Here is a 15,228-nt window from a genome sequence, read left to right as displayed (position 1 = left end):
ATAGAATGAATAAAATAGACAATCCTAAACCAGAAATTTGGTCTGAAATTCTAAAAAGACCAACACAATCTTTCAATGAAATAGAAGAAACTGTAAAAGGAATTTTCAAAGAAGTACAACAAAAAGGAGATGTTGCAGTAACAAAATATACTTCTTTATTTGATGGAATCGTTTTAGAAAATATAGAAGTTTCTAATGAAGAAATTATTGAAGCAATCAATTTAGTTTCAACAGAATTAAAACAAGCTATCGCTTTAGCAAAGTCGAATATTGAAAAATTTCACACGGCTCAAAAAACTTCAAAAATAGAAGTCGAAACGACCGAAGGTGTAAATTGTTGGCAAGAAAAGCGTCCAATTCAAAAAGTGGGATTATATATTCCTGGCGGAACTGCACCTTTGTTTTCAACAGTTTTAATGTTAGCAATTCCTGCTCAAATTGCGGGTTGCAAAGAAATTATTTTGTGTTCACCACCAGATAAATTAGGTAAAATAAATCCTGCTATTTTATACGCTGCCAATTTGTGTGGTGTAACAAAAATTCTAAAAATAGGAGGGATTCAAGCCATAGCAGGAATGACTTTTGGTACACAAACTATTCCAAAAGTGTATAAGATATTTGGACCTGGAAATCAGTTTGTAACAGTTGCAAAACAATTTGCTACACGATTTGGAGTTGCTATCGATATGCCTGCTGGCCCAAGCGAATTACTCATTGTTGCAGATGATACTGCTATTCCAAGTTTTGTAGCTTCCGATTTATTAAGTCAAGCAGAACACGGAACCGATAGCCAAGTGATTCTAGTCTCGACTTCAAAAGAATTGATAGAAGCTGTCGAAATTGAAATCAACAAGCAATTGGAAGTTTTACCAAGAAAAAATATCGCACAAAAAGCTATCGAAAATTCTAAACTAATTTACGTTGAAAATGATGAAATTGCTTTAGATTTAATTAACGAATATGGTTCAGAGCATTTTATAATTTGCACTAAAAATGAAGATTTTTATATAGATAATATTCAAAATGCAGGCTCAGTTTTTATAGGAAATTATACACCCGAAAGTGCCGGAGATTATGCTTCTGGAACGAATCATACTTTACCAACAAACGGTTATGCAAAAAATTATTCAGGTGTTAACTTAGATAGTTTTTTAAAATCGATGACTTTTCAAAAAATATCTAAAAAAGGCATTCAAAACATTGGCTCTGCCATAGAAATCATGGCGGAAGCCGAAGGTTTACAAGCGCATAAAAATGCCGTTTCATTACGATTAAAAGCAATAGAAAATGAATAATTTTAATATCAATAATCTCGTTAGAGAAAATATAAAAAATATGCAATCTTATTCTTCTGCACGAGATGAATTTAAAGATTTTACTCATAATATGGTTTATCTTGATGCCAATGAAAATCCGTTTTCTAATGGAATTAATCGATATCCAGATCCGCAACAAAAGAAATTGAAAGGTTTTTTATCGCAGCAAAATAAGATAAATGAAAATCAAATTTTGATAGGAAATGGAAGTGACGAAGTGCTGGATTTAGTATTCAGAGCATTTTGTGAACCCAATGTCGACAATGTTATTACGCTTCCGCCAACGTACGGAATGTATGGTGTTTTGGCCAACATTAATGCTATCGAAAACAAAGAAGTTTTATTATCTACTGATTTTCAACCTAAAATTGATGATATTGTAAAAAATATAAATGCCAACACAAAAATTATTTTCCTTTGTTCGCCCAATAATCCAACAGGAAATTCATTTGATGATCAAGCTGTTTTATCATTGTTGAAAAACTTTAACGGATTGGTAGTTATAGACGAAGCCTATATCGATTTTTCTAAAAATGAAAGTTGGTTACAAGAAATAAACGATTATCCAAACCTTGTCATCACGCAAACACTTTCTAAGGCATATGCAATGGCGGGTTTAAGAGTGGGAATTTTGTATGCTTCTACAGAAATAATTTCGATATTAAATAAGATAAAACCACCGTATAATATCAATAATTTATCACAAGAAGCGGCTTTAAAAAAATTAGAGCAAACAACACTCGATTTTCAAGTGAAAAAAATTATAAGTGAGCGAAAAAAAATGGTTGAATCTTTAGTTTCAATACCATATATAGAAAAAATATATCCTTCGGATGCTAATTTTATTTTGATAAAAGTAGATGATGCCAACAAAAGATACAATCAACTAATCGAAAAAGGAATCGTCATTAGAAATAGAAGCAATCAGGCTTTGTGCGAAAATTGTTTAAGAATTACTATTGGTACCAAAGAAGAAAATGAAAAATTAATAACTGTTTTAAAATTAGTATGATGAATAAGAAAGTATTATTTATAGACCGAGACGGAACAATAATTAAAGAAACTATCGATGAACAAATTGATGGTTTCAATAAAATGATTTTTTATCCAAAATGTATTCCTTTTTTGAGTAAAATTGCTCAAGAATTAAATTACGAATTGGTTATGATTACGAATCAAGATGGTTTGGGAACGGCTATTTTTCCTGAAGATACTTTTTGGCCTGTACATAATTTCATTATGAAAACCTTTGAAAACGAAGGCGTAATTTTTGATAAAGTGTATATCGATAAAACATTTCCTTCAGAAAATGCCAATACTAGAAAACCAAAAACGGGCTTGCTAACCGATTATTTTTCTGATGATTATGATTTACAAAATTCATTTGTCATTGGAGACCGATTAACGGATGTCGAATTAGGGAAAAACCTTGGTTCAAAAGCTATTTTTATCAATGATGATACTAATTTGGGAACAGGAGAAATATCGGTAAAAAAAGAAGAGTTAAACCCATATATCGCTTTAGAAACCAACGATTGGCAAAAAATTTATGAGTTCTTGAAACTCGAAAATCGTTCCGCTTCTATCGTAAGAAAAACCAATGAGACCGATATTTGTATTCTATTAAATCTTGACGGAACTGGTAAAAGTAAAATTGATACTGGAATCGCTTTTTTCGACCACATGTTAGATCAAATTGCTCGCCACGGACAAATGGATTTGGAGATTTCTGTTAAAGGTGATTTGCAAGTTGACGAACACCACACAATTGAAGACACAGCCATCGCTTTAGGAGAAGTTTTCGCACAAGCATTAGGAAATAAATTAGGAATAGAACGCTACGGATTTTGTTTGCCCATGGACGATTGTTTGGCACAAGTAGCCATCGATTTTGGAGGACGAAATTGGTTGGTTTGGGAAGCCGAATTCAAACGTGAAATGATTGGACAAATGCCAACCGAAATGTTTTTTCATTTCTTTAAATCTTTCTCTGATGGAGCAAAAGCCAATCTAAACATTAAGGCTGAAGGAACTAATGAGCACCATAAAATTGAAGCTATTTTTAAAGCTTTTGCAAAAGCGATAAAAGCAGCAGTAAAACGAGATTCAGAAAAAATGATTTTACCGAGTACAAAAGGAATGTTATAACATGAAAATAGTCATTATAAATTACGGAGCAGGAAACATTCAAAGCATTCAATTCGCCTTGCAAAGATTAGGTTACGAAGGTATTTTGTCAAATAATATTGACGAAATTCAATCAGCAGATAAAGTTATTTTTCCTGGAGTTGGAGAAGCAAGTTCTGCCATGCAAAAACTCCGAGATAGCGGAATAGACAAAATAATTCCAAAGCTGAAACAACCCGTTTTAGGAATTTGCCTCGGCATGCAACTCATGTGTAACTCGTCTGAAGAAGGAAATACAAAAGGTTTAGGAATTTTCGATATCGATATTATTAAATTTTCCAATAAAGTAAAAGTGCCGCAAATGGGTTGGAATACCATTTATAATTTGAAATCTAGTTTGTTTGAAGAAATTTCTGAAAACGAATATATGTATTTAGTTCATAGTTTTTATGCTCCAAAATGTGCCGAAGCCATTGCTTTTACAAATTATGAAACGGAATATTCATCGGCATTACAAAAAGACAATTTCTACGGAGTACAATTTCACCCAGAAAAAAGCGGAAAAATTGGAGAACAAATTCTATTTAATTTTTTAAATCTAAAATCAGAAATCTAATATCTAAAATCTAGAAATGAGAATAATTCCAGCCATAGACATCATCGACGGAAAATGTGTCCGACTTTCCAAAGGCGATTACAATACGAAGATAATCTATAACGAAAATCCATTAGAAGTTGCCAAAGAATTTGAAGCACACGGTATTCAATACTTGCATTTGGTCGATTTAGATGGTGCTAAGTCTAGCCAAATTATAAATTATAAAATTTTGGAACAAATTGCTTCTCAAACGGTTCTGAAAATCGATTTTGGTGGCGGACTTAAATCAGATAACGATTTGCGAATTGCTTTCGAATCTGGTGCTAATCAAATAACAGGTGGCAGTATTGCTATTAAAAATCCTGATGTATTTAACGAATGGATTATTAAATACGGAGCGGATAAAATTATTTTAGGAGCCGATGCCAATAACGAAAAAGTGGCTATTTCAGGTTGGTTAGAAGAAAGTAATGAGGAGTTAATTCCGTTTATTCAAAACTATCAAAATCAAGGAATTAAGTATGTTATTTGTACTGATATTAGTAAAGACGGCATGTTGGAAGGTCCAAGTTTCGATTTATATGCTAAAATTTTACAGAAAACTAAAGAAATTAAATTGATCGCTTCTGGAGGAATTTCCACTTTTGATGAATTACCAAAATTAGCCGAATTAGGTTGCGAAGGAACAATTATTGGTAAAGCAATTTACGAAAACCGAATTACATTAAAACAATTGGAAAATTTTATTCTAAATAAATAAGAAATGCTAACAAAAAGAATAATTCCTTGTCTAGATATAAAAAATGGAAGAACCGTAAAAGGTGTCAATTTTCTAGATTTAAAAGATGCTGGAGATCCAGTAGAATTAGCCAATAAATACTCTGAGGAAGGAGCAGACGAATTGGTTTTCCTTGACATTTCTGCCACTGAAGAAGACAGAAAAACATTAGTCGATTTGGTTCGAAAAGTAAGCGAAACCATCAATATTCCGTTTACTGTTGGCGGTGGAATCTCGTCTGTAAAAGATGTCAAAATATTGCTTAAAAATGGAGCCGATAAAGTTTCTATTAACTCATCGGCAGTAAAAAATCCGCAATTAATCAACGATTTGGCTTCGGCTTTTGGAAGCCAATGCATTGTTGTTGCTATCGATGCCAAGCAAATTAACGGAAATTGGAAAGTACATCTCGTAGGCGGAAAAGTAGCTACCGAAATAGATTTATTCGATTGGGCAAAAGAAGTCGAAATTCGTGGTGCTGGAGAAATTCTTTTTACCTCGATGGATCATGACGGAACTAAAAATGGTTTTGCAAATGAAGCCTTAGCCAAATTATCACAAACTGTAAATATTCCAATTATTGCTTCTGGTGGTGCAGGAACAATACAACATTTTACCGATGCTTTTCTTGTAGGAAATGCCGATGCTGCTTTGGCTGCCAGTGTTTTTCACTTTCAAGAAATTGGGATTTTAGAGCTAAAAAAGGAATTAAATAGAAATAATATAAAAATTAGAATTTAATCATATATACCTGACAGGTTTTTAAAACCTGTCAGGTATAGTAAACAAAATAATATGAAACCAAACTTTCAAAAAAACGCAGACGGATTAATTCCGGCCATTATTCAAGACAGTAATTCTAAAACAGTTTTAATGCTCGGTTATATGAACCAAGAAGCTTATAATAAAACAGTAGAAACAAAAAAAGTTACTTTTTTTAGCCGTTCAAAAAATAGATTATGGACAAAAGGAGAAGAGAGTGGTGATTTTTTGAACCTTGTAACTATTAAACTAGATTGCGATAATGATACTTTTTTAGTTCAAGTAAACCCAGAAGGAAATACTTGTCATACTGGTTCATATAATTGCTGGCAAGAATCTAAAAATCAAAATTTTAGTTTTTTATTAAAACTTGAAGAAACTATTAGAGAGAGAAAAGAAACAGCTAATTCATCTACTAGTTATGTTGCTAGTTTGTTTCAGAAAGGCATTAATAAAATTGCCCAAAAAGTAGGTGAGGAGGCAATAGAAGTTGTTATTGAAGCCAAAGACAACAACGACATTCTATTTGTGAGCGAAAGTGCCGATTTACTTTTTCATTATCTCATTTTATTGCAGGCAAAAGGATTCAAATTACAAGACGTGGTTAATGTTTTAGAATCGAGAAACAAGTAATTTTTAAGACTATTCTTCCAATAATTGCAACTGGCTTTTTAGTCTTTCCACTAATAAATTCATCATTCTTTTGTTTAAGTTTGATGAATTTTTTATATAATCTTGGTATTCATGAACCGTAAAAAATCCGATAACCATTCCTTTTAGCGAATTTCTAAATTTTATATCTTTTTGAATCACATTTTCGATATAGCTTTGTTTCTTTTCGGGCGATAAGGCGAAGAAAACACTCTTTTGCTTCTGAGCATAGTTAATAAACACTCGAATAAGTAAATCGTTTTGCAATTTTAAAATAGGTCGCAAAGTAATGTTCTGAAAAGCTTCTTCTTCCGATGATTGTGGCGTTACGATTCCTAAAGTGCCACCTCTTAAATCAAAAATTGTTGTATCACGATTTTCCATTTGTTTTTCTTTTAAAATTAAGAAATTATCGATGCTTATTTGTGGCTAAAATCTAAAAGTTATTAGTAATTTAGTGTTGAAAAGATAATTATGAGAACTTCAAAAATATTTGTCACGGTAGATGCTGTTATTGTCAAAAAAACGACTGATAATCAATTACTTTTAATAAAAAGAAAAAATGAACCATTTCAGAATTGTTGGGCATTACCTGGTGGTTTTGTAGATGAAAATGAAGATTTAGAAGTCGCAGCAAAACGAGAATTAGAAGAAGAAACACAAATAAAAATTGATTCGTTGCAACAATTTGGTGCTTTTGGTAAGCCATTTCGTGATCCTAGAGGACACATGGTTTCTGTCGCTTATTTTGGAGAAGTTCCAGAAAACACCATTGCCATTGCTTCCGATGATGCTAAAGAAGTGGCTTGGTTTTCTTTAAATAAATTACCTAATTTAGCCTTCGATCATCAAGATATTATAGAAAAAGCTTTAAAAATATTTAAAATATGAGATTTCATACTAGAAAATGGGTAAAACCAGAAGATTTAAACCCGAATCATTCTCTTTTTGGAGGAAAACTATTAGCTTGGATAGATGAAGAAGCGGCTTTATATTCGATAGTTCAATTAGAAAATCCGAGAGTAGTTACTAAACACATGTCGGAGATAAATTTTATTAGTTCTGCCAAACAAGGTGATATAATCGAAATTGGGTTAGATGTTGTTAAGTTTGGTAATTCGTCATTAATACTAAAATGTGAAGTTCGAAACATCATGACAAGAGAAACGATTATCACAATAGATTCGATAACAATGGTCAGTTTAGGTGATGATGGAAAACCCAAAGCTCACGGAAAAACGGAAATAGAATTTGTGAGGAATAGGATAAAATAGCTATTAATACACAGCAATATTGTAAAATGCTGTTATTTGAGGTTTTGATTTAGAGTTTTGATTTTAAATCCATTCTCTCATGAAGTATTCTTATGATTTCAATTTCTTTTGGTGAAATAATTCTGAAGAAAATAATATGATGATTGCTTCTAAAACCTAATAAATCCTTTTGTACCTCTTCATAATGTTTACCAAAATTAGGATTATTCGCTATTTCCTGACACGACTCCAATAAGAATTTGTAATATTTGTTGGCTTGTTTTTCTGACCATTCGTCATAAGTATAATACCAAATTTCTGCTAAATCTTCGACAGCCTTGTTGGTCAAATAGTATTTAGCCATTTACTTTCTTTTGCTTGTTTGCAACATTTCTAAATGTTTCTTTGGATCAAAATCTTTAGCAATTCCGCTTTGAATACCTTCTTGAAGCGCATTTCTTAAAGCAAGTATTTTATCTTCTTCTTCTTCAAGCATTCTTAGTCCGGCGCGAATAACTTCACTTGCATTTTGAAAACGACCTTTTGAAATACTTTTTTCGACAAAAGTTTCGAAATGATTACCTAAAGATATAGATGTGTTCTTTCCCATGATTAAGATTAGTTAGATTTTTTGCTAATGTACCAAAATTTGGTAATTTATACAAGTTTTTTTTGCGAAACGATTATCACAATAGATTCTATAACAATGGTCAGTTTAGGCGACGATGGCAAACCGAAAGCACACGGAAAAACGGAAATAGAATTTGTGAGGAATAGGATAAAGTAGTTAAAGAGTGTAGTGATTTTGTAAAAACCTCTGTTGGAGGATGTTTTTTTAGATTACTAATTTTGCTGTTTCTTTTGCAATTCCAATAGTTGCAATTGAGCCACTGTTGAATCTTAAAAAATCTGTTTCAATTCCGTCGCTAAATATTACTCCGCTAGTTGGCATTAATGATTCAATTATCAGATTATTTTGAGTTTTTATTATTCCTGCTGTAATTCCAATTTGTGTTCTTATACTTTGAAAAGGCTCTCTAACAGCAAAAAGCAACTCGTTTTCTTTTAGTTTTGGTCTTTTTGGTTTTAAGTTTTTTTCAAACATATTTGTTATTCCATATGACATATTAAATATAGAACTCAACCAACCTGTTGAGCCAGCAGAAGTAGAAACTATCAAACCGCTTGAAGATTGTTCTTCAATATTATTGTTGAATGATATTTTATATTTTGCTGAGATATGTGTTGATGCTCCAATAAACAAATCGTTGAAAGCTAAAAGTCTTTGACCATCGTTTAGTTTTGCTTCTGCAAAACGCATTGTTTTTGAATTATATTGTTTTGAAATTACATTTTCAACTCCACCAATAAAATTATTTGTATCGAATGGCAATAAAACACCATCATACCTTTCTTTGTCTGGATTTACCGCTATAATTGGAATATTTTTTGAATATTTTGCTGTATTTGCTACAAGTCCATCTTGTCCAATAACAATAATTAATTGGTTTTCAGAAAATATAAATGATGAAACAAAATTTCTTTCTACTATTTTGTTTTTAATAACTTTTGAAAGTTGAAGTTGTAACGATTGTAACGAATTTTGAAAAATTTCATTTTCTATTTCGTAATCATTAAAGTTTCCTCCAAGTCTTTCTATGTAAAATTTAGCTTGAGCTTTTGTGTTAAATCTTTCGATTAATAATTCAAGTCGAGTTTTATTTTTTACAATTATTGCATATTCAATATTCATCTTATTTTATTTCTCATTCAATAAAGAATCTAATAAATCTGGGCTTATATTTAAGTTTCCAATTTTATCTGCATTTTCTGCTAACTGTCTAAAAGCAAGTGAAATATTGAATTTCGGATCAGGATTATTATTCAAAGCTGTTAAGATTTTCCAATCTATATCTTTGTAAGGTTTCAATGTTGCATCAATAACATAACCTTGAGTTTCGGCTTCTGTTTTATCGTTTTCTGTTTTCTCTTCAATTAATAGTTTTCTTTGGTTTTCTACAGAAATATCAGCTTCCAATTTCATTTCTCTCAATTTCCTGTCATTTTCAGCTTTAATTACTTCCGATTCCATTTTCTTTTCTGTAATTTGCTTTTGTTTTTCCTCAATTGCAATTTCAGTATTTAGTTCGGTTTCTTTAATTTTTCTTTCTTGTTCTACTGCAAAATTTCGTCTTTCGTAAATTGCTTGGTCAGCTTCTTGTTGTAATTTTTCTCTAGTTTCAGTTTCCAATGCTCTTGACATTTCTGGAGTTGCAGAAATTGCTAAAATATTTGCTCCTAAAATTTCAATTCCGAGCATATTTATTGCAGTAGAATTTTTCAATCCTTCAATAATACTTTCTTCAATTGTTTTTGCTGAACGAATTGCATCTTTTAATTTAATTCCGTGAATAAATGATGAAGTTGCAGTTTGAGCTTCATTTATTAATCTTTGATTAAGTTTTTCAATATCATTCTTTTTGTATTGTCCATTATCTTGAACAGTAAAATCCAAAACATCTGATAATGTTTTCGGATTTGTAATTTTATAGCTTATTTGTCCTTGAATTGTAACGGTTTGATAATCATTTGTTGATTCGCTAAAAATAAATGGTAAATCATTACTTCCCATAGGAATTGCAACAATTGAACTATTTGGAGCAAAATAGAAAAATGAAAGTCCACGACCTTCTCGTGAAACATTACCGTTTTTAAAATGCAAAACATAAGTCATTGCATCAAATTTTATGTGTTTAAATCCAAACATATTTTATTGTTTTTTTTATTTATATTCTTGTTACTATTGTGTTGCTCGAAAATATCCACCAACATATGCATTTGTGTAATTTGTAATTAATTGTTTTATGCCTCCGTAAAACCATTCTTCCCCGAAGGCATTTCGAAAATTTCTAAATCAAAATAAACAACAGAAGCTAAAATATGATCGAAAATATCACTCATAATATATTCGTAATTTTCAAAACGTTTGTCGCTCGTAAAGGCATAAATTTCTAACGGGATCCCTTGTGAAGTTGGTTGCAAATGTCTGCAAAGCAATATCATATCTTTATTCAGACTTGGGTAATTTTCTAAATAATTGGTTAAATATTTTCTGAAAAGTCCAAAATTCGTCAAATTTCTACCGTTTACCGATAGTGTTTTGTCTATATTATATTGTGAATTGTATTTGTTAATATCGGCTTGCTTTTTTTCGATATAGGTTTTTATCAGTTGTATTTTTTTAAAATCCTCCAATTCCTCTTCTTTAATAAAACGAATACTACTGGATTTTATCAGAATATGGCGTTTTATACGTCTTCCATCGGCATTTAGCATACCACGCCAGTTTCTGAAACTATCAGAAATTAAGCTATAAGTGGGAATTGTAGTGGTTGTATTATCAAAATTTCGAACTTTTACAGTGGCTAAATTTATTTCGATAACATCACCATCGGCACCAAATTTATCCATAGTGATCCAATCTCCAATACGAACCATATCATTTACAGAAACCTGAATACTGGCCACAAAACCTAAAATAGTATCTCTAAATATTAACAATATAATGGCCGAAATTGCTCCAAAAGTGGTTAGAAGATCTCTAATTTCTATTTCAAATAATTTAGATAAAATAGCTACAAAACCTATCATCCAAAGGATAATCATTATAACCTGAATGTAACTATCTATAGGTTTGTCACTGTAAGCAGGAATTGTTTTTAGATGGTCTCGAAGCGCATTAAAAACGGTTCTAATGATCCACAAAACCAATAAAATAATGTAAATTCCGACTAATTTCCCGAAAACGGATTCCCAAGAATTAAAATCTTCCAAAATAATGGGAACTGATTTATAAATATAAATTAGCGGAATAAGATGCGAAATATATTTTGCCGTTTGATTTGAAACTAATAAATCATCAAATTTTGTTTTTGTTTTTTTAGCAACAATAGCCATTATAGTGACTAAAATAAATCTAAAAACAAGATAAATTATATAAGATATTACGAAAAGAATAACCAAATTGATAATTAAACCTAAATAGGAGGCAATGGTTTCGTTAAAACCAATTTTAATTAAAAGTTTATCACACCAACCAAATAATTTTTCTGTGAATTTAAGCATCTTTCAGGTATTTTTTTTCGATATAAAATGTACCAAAAGGAGGAATAGAAGCCAAACAAATTTCTATATACTTTTTAATATTCCATTTTTGAGAAAATTTTAATATTGTAGCAACTATAATATATGCTGTAAATAATACTCCATGAGCCATTCCTATATGTTTAACATAAATAGGATTAGCAAAAATATATTTCATAGGCATTGCAAAAAAGAACAATAATAAAGCAGAAACTCCCTCTGTAAGAGCAAGATATTTGAAAAATTTAAGCATTTTGAGTTTTTAATTTTAATTTTATTGCGAAATTAAGAATTATCCTCGATACTATGTGTATCAAAACTAAAAGTAATTTACATTTGTAATAATAATTAGCTAGAATGAGTAAACGCGACTTAAAAAAATATATTTCGGAACTTAACAAAGAGCAGCTTCAGGAACAAATACTCGAATTATATGATAAATTTATTCCAGTAAAAACCTATTATGATTTTGTTTTTAACCCTAAAGAAGACAAGTTACTCGAAGAATGTAAACTCAAAATTTCGAACGAATATTTCCCAGTTCGAGGCAAAAAAGCAAAGATGCGACGTTCCGTCGCTCAAAAATACATCAAACATTTTATCACTTTGGGTGTCGATTCTTACATCATTGCTGATGTCATGTTATATAATATTGAGATTGCACAAACATTATCATCTGAAAAAGATATTAAAGCTGAATTGTTTTACAAAAGCATGTTAGTTTCTTTCAATCAAGCTATTAGTTTCCTTATCGAAAAAGGAATTCTAAATGATTATAAAAGTAGAGTAGTGGCTATCAAAGAGGAAACTTTAACCCAAAATTGGGTCAATCATTATGAATTTAATGCCATTGTAGAACGCTTTGAGTATTAATTTTGTTCGATTTTTGATTAAAATTGCCAAATAACCCTTTTTATAGCGTACTTTTGCCAAAATCCAAAAAAATAGTATGTCTTACAACGAGTTAGAACTAGAAATTGAAGAGAAGAAAGTCCTTTACGATTACCAATCTCGGGATATTAATGCTATTTTTGATAAAATGAATAATGTAGCAAGCAATTATCATTTATTATATCAATTGCCAACAGGAGGAGGGAAGACCGTTATTTTTTCTGAAATTGTAAGACGTTATTTAGAACTTTATGACAAAAAAGTCGTTGTTTTAACGCATCGTATCGAACTTTGTAAGCAAACTTCAAAAATGCTAAAAGGTTTCGATGTTAAAAACAAAATCATCAACTCAAAAGTAAAGGAATTACCAGACCAAAACGAATATTCTTGTTTTGTAGCCATGGTTGAAACCTTAAAAAATAGATTGAATGACGAAAAACTTTCAATAGAAAATATAGGACTTGTTATTATTGATGAAGCTCATTATAATTCATTTAGAAAGCTATTAGGTTCTTTCGAAAATGCTTTTATTCTTGGCGTAACTGCCACACCGTTAAGCTCTAACATAAAGCTGCCAATGTATGAAAACTACAAAGAACTAATTGTTGGTGACCCAATAAATAAATTAATTGCCAATGGTTTTCTTGCAAAAGCTGTAACTTACAGTTACGACGTAGGTTTGTCTAGCTTAAAAGTAGGAATAAACGGTGATTATACTGTAAAATCTTCGGACGAATTGTACTCGCAACTCGATATGCAAAATAAATTATTACATGCATACGAAGAAAAATCGAAAGGAAAGAAAACCTTGATTTTTAATAACGGAATCAATACATCATTGTACGTTTATGAAACTTTTAGAGAAGCTGGATTACCAATAAAACATCTTGATAACACTACAACTCCCGAAGATAGAAAAGATATTTTATCATGGTTTAAGAAAACTCCAGATGCCATTTTAACTTCTGTTGGAATTCTTACCACAGGTTTTGATGAACCAACAGTAGAAACTATAATTATAAATCGTGCCACAAAATCACTGACTTTGTACTTCCAAATGATTGGTCGTGGCTCACGAAAATTACCAAATAAAGACGAATTTACTATTATTGATTTAGGAAATAATGCTGCTCGTTTCGGACTTTGGAGTCAAAACGTAGATTGGCAACATATTTTTAAATCGCCAGAATATTATTTAGATAATCTCCGTGAAGATGCCGAAATTGAAACGCATTTCAAATACGAAATGCCACCTGAATTACGAGCAAAATTTATGAACACTAAAGACACTTCTTTTGATGTTGATGCTGAACATAAGTTAGCAATCTCGTTAAATCTTCGTTCGAAAGTAGTTTTAGAAAAGTCATTAGACCAACATGCTGCCATGTGTGTAGATAATACGGAAGAGCTTATAGATGCTAAGAATTTATCGAAAGAATTACAAGATGATATCGAATGTCGTATGAAACGCTATACAAAATGCCTAAGTCAATGTAGCAAAAACTACCGCGAATGGTTGGTCGAAGATTATAAGGTAAAATTATTACTTTTAGTAGGGAAAAAATACAGAGAAAAATTATTTGCAGAAGAAGATTAGGAGCTTTTTCCAGCTGTTCACTTTATCTTTAGTTTTTTAAAGAAAAAAACTAAAGGATATCGTTTCCATCTGGGCTAGTAGTTTCATCATCAGAAGAACGTTTTTTTTTATAAAATAACATTATCATGTCAAAACAATTCACCAATTTAGGAATATCAGAACAAATCATAAAAGCCTTAATCGACTTAAAAATTACTGTTCCAACAGAAATTCAACAAAAATCGATACCAGTTTTGCTTTCCAGTCAAGATGATTTTATAGGATTAGCAAAAACAGGAACAGGAAAAACAGCTGCTTTTGGATTGCCTTTATTGCAATTAGTTGACGTAAATAATGCAAAAATACAAGCTGTCATATTAGTTCCAACTAGAGAATTAGGAAACCAAATATTCACAAATTTAGAAAGTTTTGCTAAATATTTACCCGAAGTTTCTATAGCTTCTGTTTGCGGCGGAATCCCAATAAAACCTCAAATAGAACGTTTGCAACAAACAACGCATATTGTTGTTGCAACTCCAGGAAGATTGATAGATTTAATCAAAAGAGGCGCAATAAACATCAAAGAAATCAACTATTTAATCCTTGATGAAGCCGACGAAATGGCAACTGCACTCAAAGAAGGATTAGATGAAATTGCTATCGATTTACCTAAAAATAGAAAAACTTGGTTGTTTTCTGCAACTATGCCAGGAACAGTGAAGCAATTGGTACAAAACTATATGTCAAAAAAAGTGACACAAGTGAGTGCAAGTATGGAAATTGTTGGGAATTCAAGTATCAATCACGAGTATATTGTAGTAGATCCAATCGAAAAACTAGAGGTTTTAATGCATTTTTTAACTTCAAAAGAAGGTCAAAGAGGTATTATTTTCTGTAAAACTAAGGCTGCAGTCAACAAATTAGCAAAGAATTTAGCGATAAATCGTTTTTCATCTGGTGCAATCCACGGAAGTTTAACACAACCAATCCGTGATAGAATCATGGATCAGTTTCGTGAAGGACATATAAACATATTAGTTGCAACTGACTTAGCAGCTCGAGGAATCGATGTAAAGGAAATTTCGTATGTAGTAAATTATCATTTGCCAGATGTTCATGAAACGTATGTTCAC

Annotated in this window: 19 protein-coding genes and 1 pseudogene; 13 read left to right on the top strand and 7 right to left on the bottom strand. The window is 31.1% G+C overall.

What is annotated here, in order from left to right; genetic code table 11:
* The first annotated feature begins 5 nt into the window (after positions 1–5).
* The 7 genes from hisD to hisIE are packed head-to-tail and all read left to right on the top strand — an operon-like array spanning position 6 to position 6,214.
* Complete coding sequence (hisD, locus tag ACHZC3_RS07080) at positions 6–1,295, top strand: histidinol dehydrogenase (protein ID WP_394759166.1); 1,290 nt, start codon at positions 6–8, stop codon at positions 1,293–1,295.
* Positions 1,288–2,328, top strand: a complete 1,041-nt coding sequence (gene hisC, locus ACHZC3_RS07075; RefSeq protein WP_394759165.1) for a histidinol-phosphate transaminase — start codon at positions 1,288–1,290, stop codon at positions 2,326–2,328. Before hisD ends, hisC begins: the two co-directional genes overlap by 8 nt.
* On the top strand, positions 2,328–3,464 hold the full coding sequence (gene hisB, locus ACHZC3_RS07070; RefSeq protein WP_394759164.1) for a bifunctional histidinol-phosphatase/imidazoleglycerol-phosphate dehydratase HisB: 1,137 nt from the start codon (positions 2,328–2,330) through the stop codon (positions 3,462–3,464). The genes hisC and hisB overlap by 1 nt, the downstream gene beginning before the upstream one ends.
* 1 nt (position 3,465) lies before the next feature.
* On the top strand, positions 3,466–4,059 hold the full coding sequence (gene hisH, locus ACHZC3_RS07065; protein ID WP_394759163.1) for an imidazole glycerol phosphate synthase subunit HisH: 594 nt from the start codon (positions 3,466–3,468) through the stop codon (positions 4,057–4,059).
* A 16-nt stretch (positions 4,060–4,075) separates the two neighbouring features.
* Positions 4,076–4,801: a 1-(5-phosphoribosyl)-5-[(5-phosphoribosylamino)methylideneamino]imidazole-4-carboxamide isomerase gene (hisA, locus tag ACHZC3_RS07060; protein WP_394759162.1), complete on the top strand. Its 726-nt coding sequence runs from the start codon at positions 4,076–4,078 to the stop codon at positions 4,799–4,801.
* Positions 4,802–4,804: 3 nt separating this feature from the next.
* Positions 4,805–5,560, top strand: coding sequence for an imidazole glycerol phosphate synthase subunit HisF (gene hisF, locus ACHZC3_RS07055; protein WP_394759161.1), 756 nt, complete (start codon positions 4,805–4,807; stop codon positions 5,558–5,560).
* Positions 5,561–5,614: 54 nt separating this feature from the next.
* Positions 5,615–6,214, top strand: a complete 600-nt coding sequence (gene hisIE, locus ACHZC3_RS07050; RefSeq protein ID WP_394759160.1) for a bifunctional phosphoribosyl-AMP cyclohydrolase/phosphoribosyl-ATP diphosphatase HisIE — start codon at positions 5,615–5,617, stop codon at positions 6,212–6,214.
* 9 nt (positions 6,215–6,223) lie between these two features.
* Here the strand turns inward: hisIE and ACHZC3_RS07045 are convergent, their stop codons facing one another.
* Positions 6,224–6,616, bottom strand: coding sequence for a glyoxalase (locus tag ACHZC3_RS07045; RefSeq protein ID WP_394759159.1), 393 nt, complete (start codon positions 6,614–6,616; stop codon positions 6,224–6,226).
* A 90-nt stretch (positions 6,617–6,706) separates the two neighbouring features.
* Between ACHZC3_RS07045 and ACHZC3_RS07040 the strand changes: the two genes are divergently transcribed.
* Together ACHZC3_RS07040 and ACHZC3_RS07035 are read left to right on the top strand one after the other, a co-directional pair.
* A complete protein-coding gene (locus tag ACHZC3_RS07040) occupies positions 6,707–7,123 on the top strand; it encodes an NUDIX domain-containing protein (RefSeq protein ID WP_394759158.1) in 417 nt (138 codons plus the stop codon).
* Positions 7,120–7,506 carry an acyl-CoA thioesterase gene (locus tag ACHZC3_RS07035; protein ID WP_394759157.1) on the top strand — a complete coding sequence of 129 codons (387 nt, stop codon included), beginning with the start codon at positions 7,120–7,122 and terminating at the stop codon, positions 7,504–7,506. The genes ACHZC3_RS07040 and ACHZC3_RS07035 overlap by 4 nt, the downstream gene beginning before the upstream one ends.
* Before the next feature lie 49 nt (positions 7,507–7,555).
* Here ACHZC3_RS07035 and ACHZC3_RS07030 read toward each other — a convergent pair whose 3' ends face one another.
* Together ACHZC3_RS07030 and ACHZC3_RS07025 are read right to left on the bottom strand one after the other, a co-directional pair.
* The gene (locus ACHZC3_RS07030) at positions 7,556–7,849 is read right to left on the bottom strand and encodes a type II toxin-antitoxin system RelE/ParE family toxin (RefSeq protein WP_394759156.1); all 294 of its coding nucleotides are present in this window, start codon (positions 7,847–7,849) and stop codon (positions 7,556–7,558) included.
* Positions 7,850–8,095: a type II toxin-antitoxin system ParD family antitoxin gene (locus ACHZC3_RS07025; RefSeq protein WP_394759155.1), complete on the bottom strand. Its 246-nt coding sequence runs from the start codon at positions 8,093–8,095 to the stop codon at positions 7,850–7,852.
* A 66-nt stretch (positions 8,096–8,161) separates the two neighbouring features.
* Here ACHZC3_RS07025 and ACHZC3_RS07020 point away from each other — a divergent pair.
* Positions 8,162–8,272 (top strand): annotated as a pseudogene (locus ACHZC3_RS07020) (acyl-CoA thioesterase); the annotation flags it as partial.
* A 48-nt stretch (positions 8,273–8,320) separates the two neighbouring features.
* Here the strand turns inward: ACHZC3_RS07020 and ACHZC3_RS07015 are convergent.
* The 4 genes from ACHZC3_RS07015 to ACHZC3_RS07000 form a co-directional block, all read right to left on the bottom strand.
* Positions 8,321–9,238, bottom strand: a complete 918-nt coding sequence (locus ACHZC3_RS07015; protein WP_394759154.1) for a sugar kinase — start codon at positions 9,236–9,238, stop codon at positions 8,321–8,323.
* Positions 9,239–9,244: 6 nt separating this feature from the next.
* On the bottom strand, positions 9,245–10,252 hold the full coding sequence (locus ACHZC3_RS07010; RefSeq protein WP_394759153.1) for an SPFH domain-containing protein: 1,008 nt from the start codon (positions 10,250–10,252) through the stop codon (positions 9,245–9,247).
* A gap of 95 nt (positions 10,253–10,347) precedes the next feature.
* Entirely contained in the window at positions 10,348–11,610 is a 1,263-nt protein-coding gene (locus ACHZC3_RS07005) for a mechanosensitive ion channel family protein (protein ID WP_394759152.1), read from the bottom strand.
* Entirely contained in the window at positions 11,603–11,881 is a 279-nt protein-coding gene (locus tag ACHZC3_RS07000; RefSeq protein WP_394759151.1) for a DUF3817 domain-containing protein, read from the bottom strand. Before ACHZC3_RS07000 ends, ACHZC3_RS07005 begins: the two co-directional genes overlap by 8 nt.
* Positions 11,882–11,985: 104 nt before the next feature.
* Here ACHZC3_RS07000 and ACHZC3_RS06995 point away from each other — a divergent pair, with 104 nt between their 5' ends.
* The 3 genes from ACHZC3_RS06995 to ACHZC3_RS06985 form a co-directional block, all read left to right on the top strand.
* Entirely contained in the window at positions 11,986–12,501 is a 516-nt protein-coding gene (locus ACHZC3_RS06995; RefSeq protein ID WP_394759150.1) for a DUF6155 family protein, read from the top strand.
* Between the two features lie 76 nt (positions 12,502–12,577).
* A complete protein-coding gene (locus ACHZC3_RS06990; RefSeq protein WP_394759149.1) occupies positions 12,578–14,116 on the top strand; it encodes a DEAD/DEAH box helicase in 1,539 nt (512 codons plus the stop codon).
* Positions 14,117–14,241: 125 nt separating this feature from the next.
* The coding region (locus ACHZC3_RS06985; protein WP_394759148.1) for a DEAD/DEAH box helicase at positions 14,242–15,228 on the top strand (987 nt) is incomplete at its 3' end.

Source organism: Flavobacterium sp. (assembly GCF_043720215.1).
Classification (GTDB): domain Bacteria; phylum Bacteroidota; class Bacteroidia; order Flavobacteriales; family Flavobacteriaceae; genus Flavobacterium.
This window is presented reverse-complemented; position numbering and strand designations above follow the sequence as displayed.

Excerpts from the sequence above, each read along its gene's own strand:
- hisD (WP_394759166.1), top strand. The coding sequence starts at position 6 with ATGAATAAAATAGACAATCCTAAACCAGAAATTTGGTCTGAAATTCTA.
- hisC (WP_394759165.1), top strand. The coding sequence starts at position 1,288 with ATGAATAATTTTAATATCAATAATCTCGTTAGAGAAAATATAAAAAAT.
- hisB (WP_394759164.1), top strand. The coding sequence starts at position 2,328 with ATGAATAAGAAAGTATTATTTATAGACCGAGACGGAACAATAATTAAA.
- hisH (WP_394759163.1), top strand. The coding sequence starts at position 3,466 with ATGAAAATAGTCATTATAAATTACGGAGCAGGAAACATTCAAAGCATT.
- hisA (WP_394759162.1), top strand. The coding sequence starts at position 4,076 with ATGAGAATAATTCCAGCCATAGACATCATCGACGGAAAATGTGTCCGA.
- hisF (WP_394759161.1), top strand. The coding sequence starts at position 4,805 with ATGCTAACAAAAAGAATAATTCCTTGTCTAGATATAAAAAATGGAAGA.
- hisIE (WP_394759160.1), top strand. The coding sequence starts at position 5,615 with ATGAAACCAAACTTTCAAAAAAACGCAGACGGATTAATTCCGGCCATT.
- ACHZC3_RS07045 (WP_394759159.1), bottom strand. The coding sequence starts at position 6,616 with ATGGAAAATCGTGATACAACAATTTTTGATTTAAGAGGTGGCACTTTA.
- ACHZC3_RS07040 (WP_394759158.1), top strand. The coding sequence starts at position 6,707 with ATGAGAACTTCAAAAATATTTGTCACGGTAGATGCTGTTATTGTCAAA.
- ACHZC3_RS07035 (WP_394759157.1), top strand. The coding sequence starts at position 7,120 with ATGAGATTTCATACTAGAAAATGGGTAAAACCAGAAGATTTAAACCCG.
- ACHZC3_RS07030 (WP_394759156.1), bottom strand. The coding sequence starts at position 7,849 with ATGGCTAAATACTATTTGACCAACAAGGCTGTCGAAGATTTAGCAGAA.
- ACHZC3_RS07025 (WP_394759155.1), bottom strand. The coding sequence starts at position 8,095 with ATGGGAAAGAACACATCTATATCTTTAGGTAATCATTTCGAAACTTTT.
- ACHZC3_RS07015 (WP_394759154.1), bottom strand. The coding sequence starts at position 9,238 with ATGAATATTGAATATGCAATAATTGTAAAAAATAAAACTCGACTTGAA.
- ACHZC3_RS07010 (WP_394759153.1), bottom strand. The coding sequence starts at position 10,252 with ATGTTTGGATTTAAACACATAAAATTTGATGCAATGACTTATGTTTTG.
- ACHZC3_RS07005 (WP_394759152.1), bottom strand. The coding sequence starts at position 11,610 with ATGCTTAAATTCACAGAAAAATTATTTGGTTGGTGTGATAAACTTTTA.
- ACHZC3_RS07000 (WP_394759151.1), bottom strand. The coding sequence starts at position 11,881 with ATGCTTAAATTTTTCAAATATCTTGCTCTTACAGAGGGAGTTTCTGCT.
- ACHZC3_RS06995 (WP_394759150.1), top strand. The coding sequence starts at position 11,986 with ATGAGTAAACGCGACTTAAAAAAATATATTTCGGAACTTAACAAAGAG.
- ACHZC3_RS06990 (WP_394759149.1), top strand. The coding sequence starts at position 12,578 with ATGTCTTACAACGAGTTAGAACTAGAAATTGAAGAGAAGAAAGTCCTT.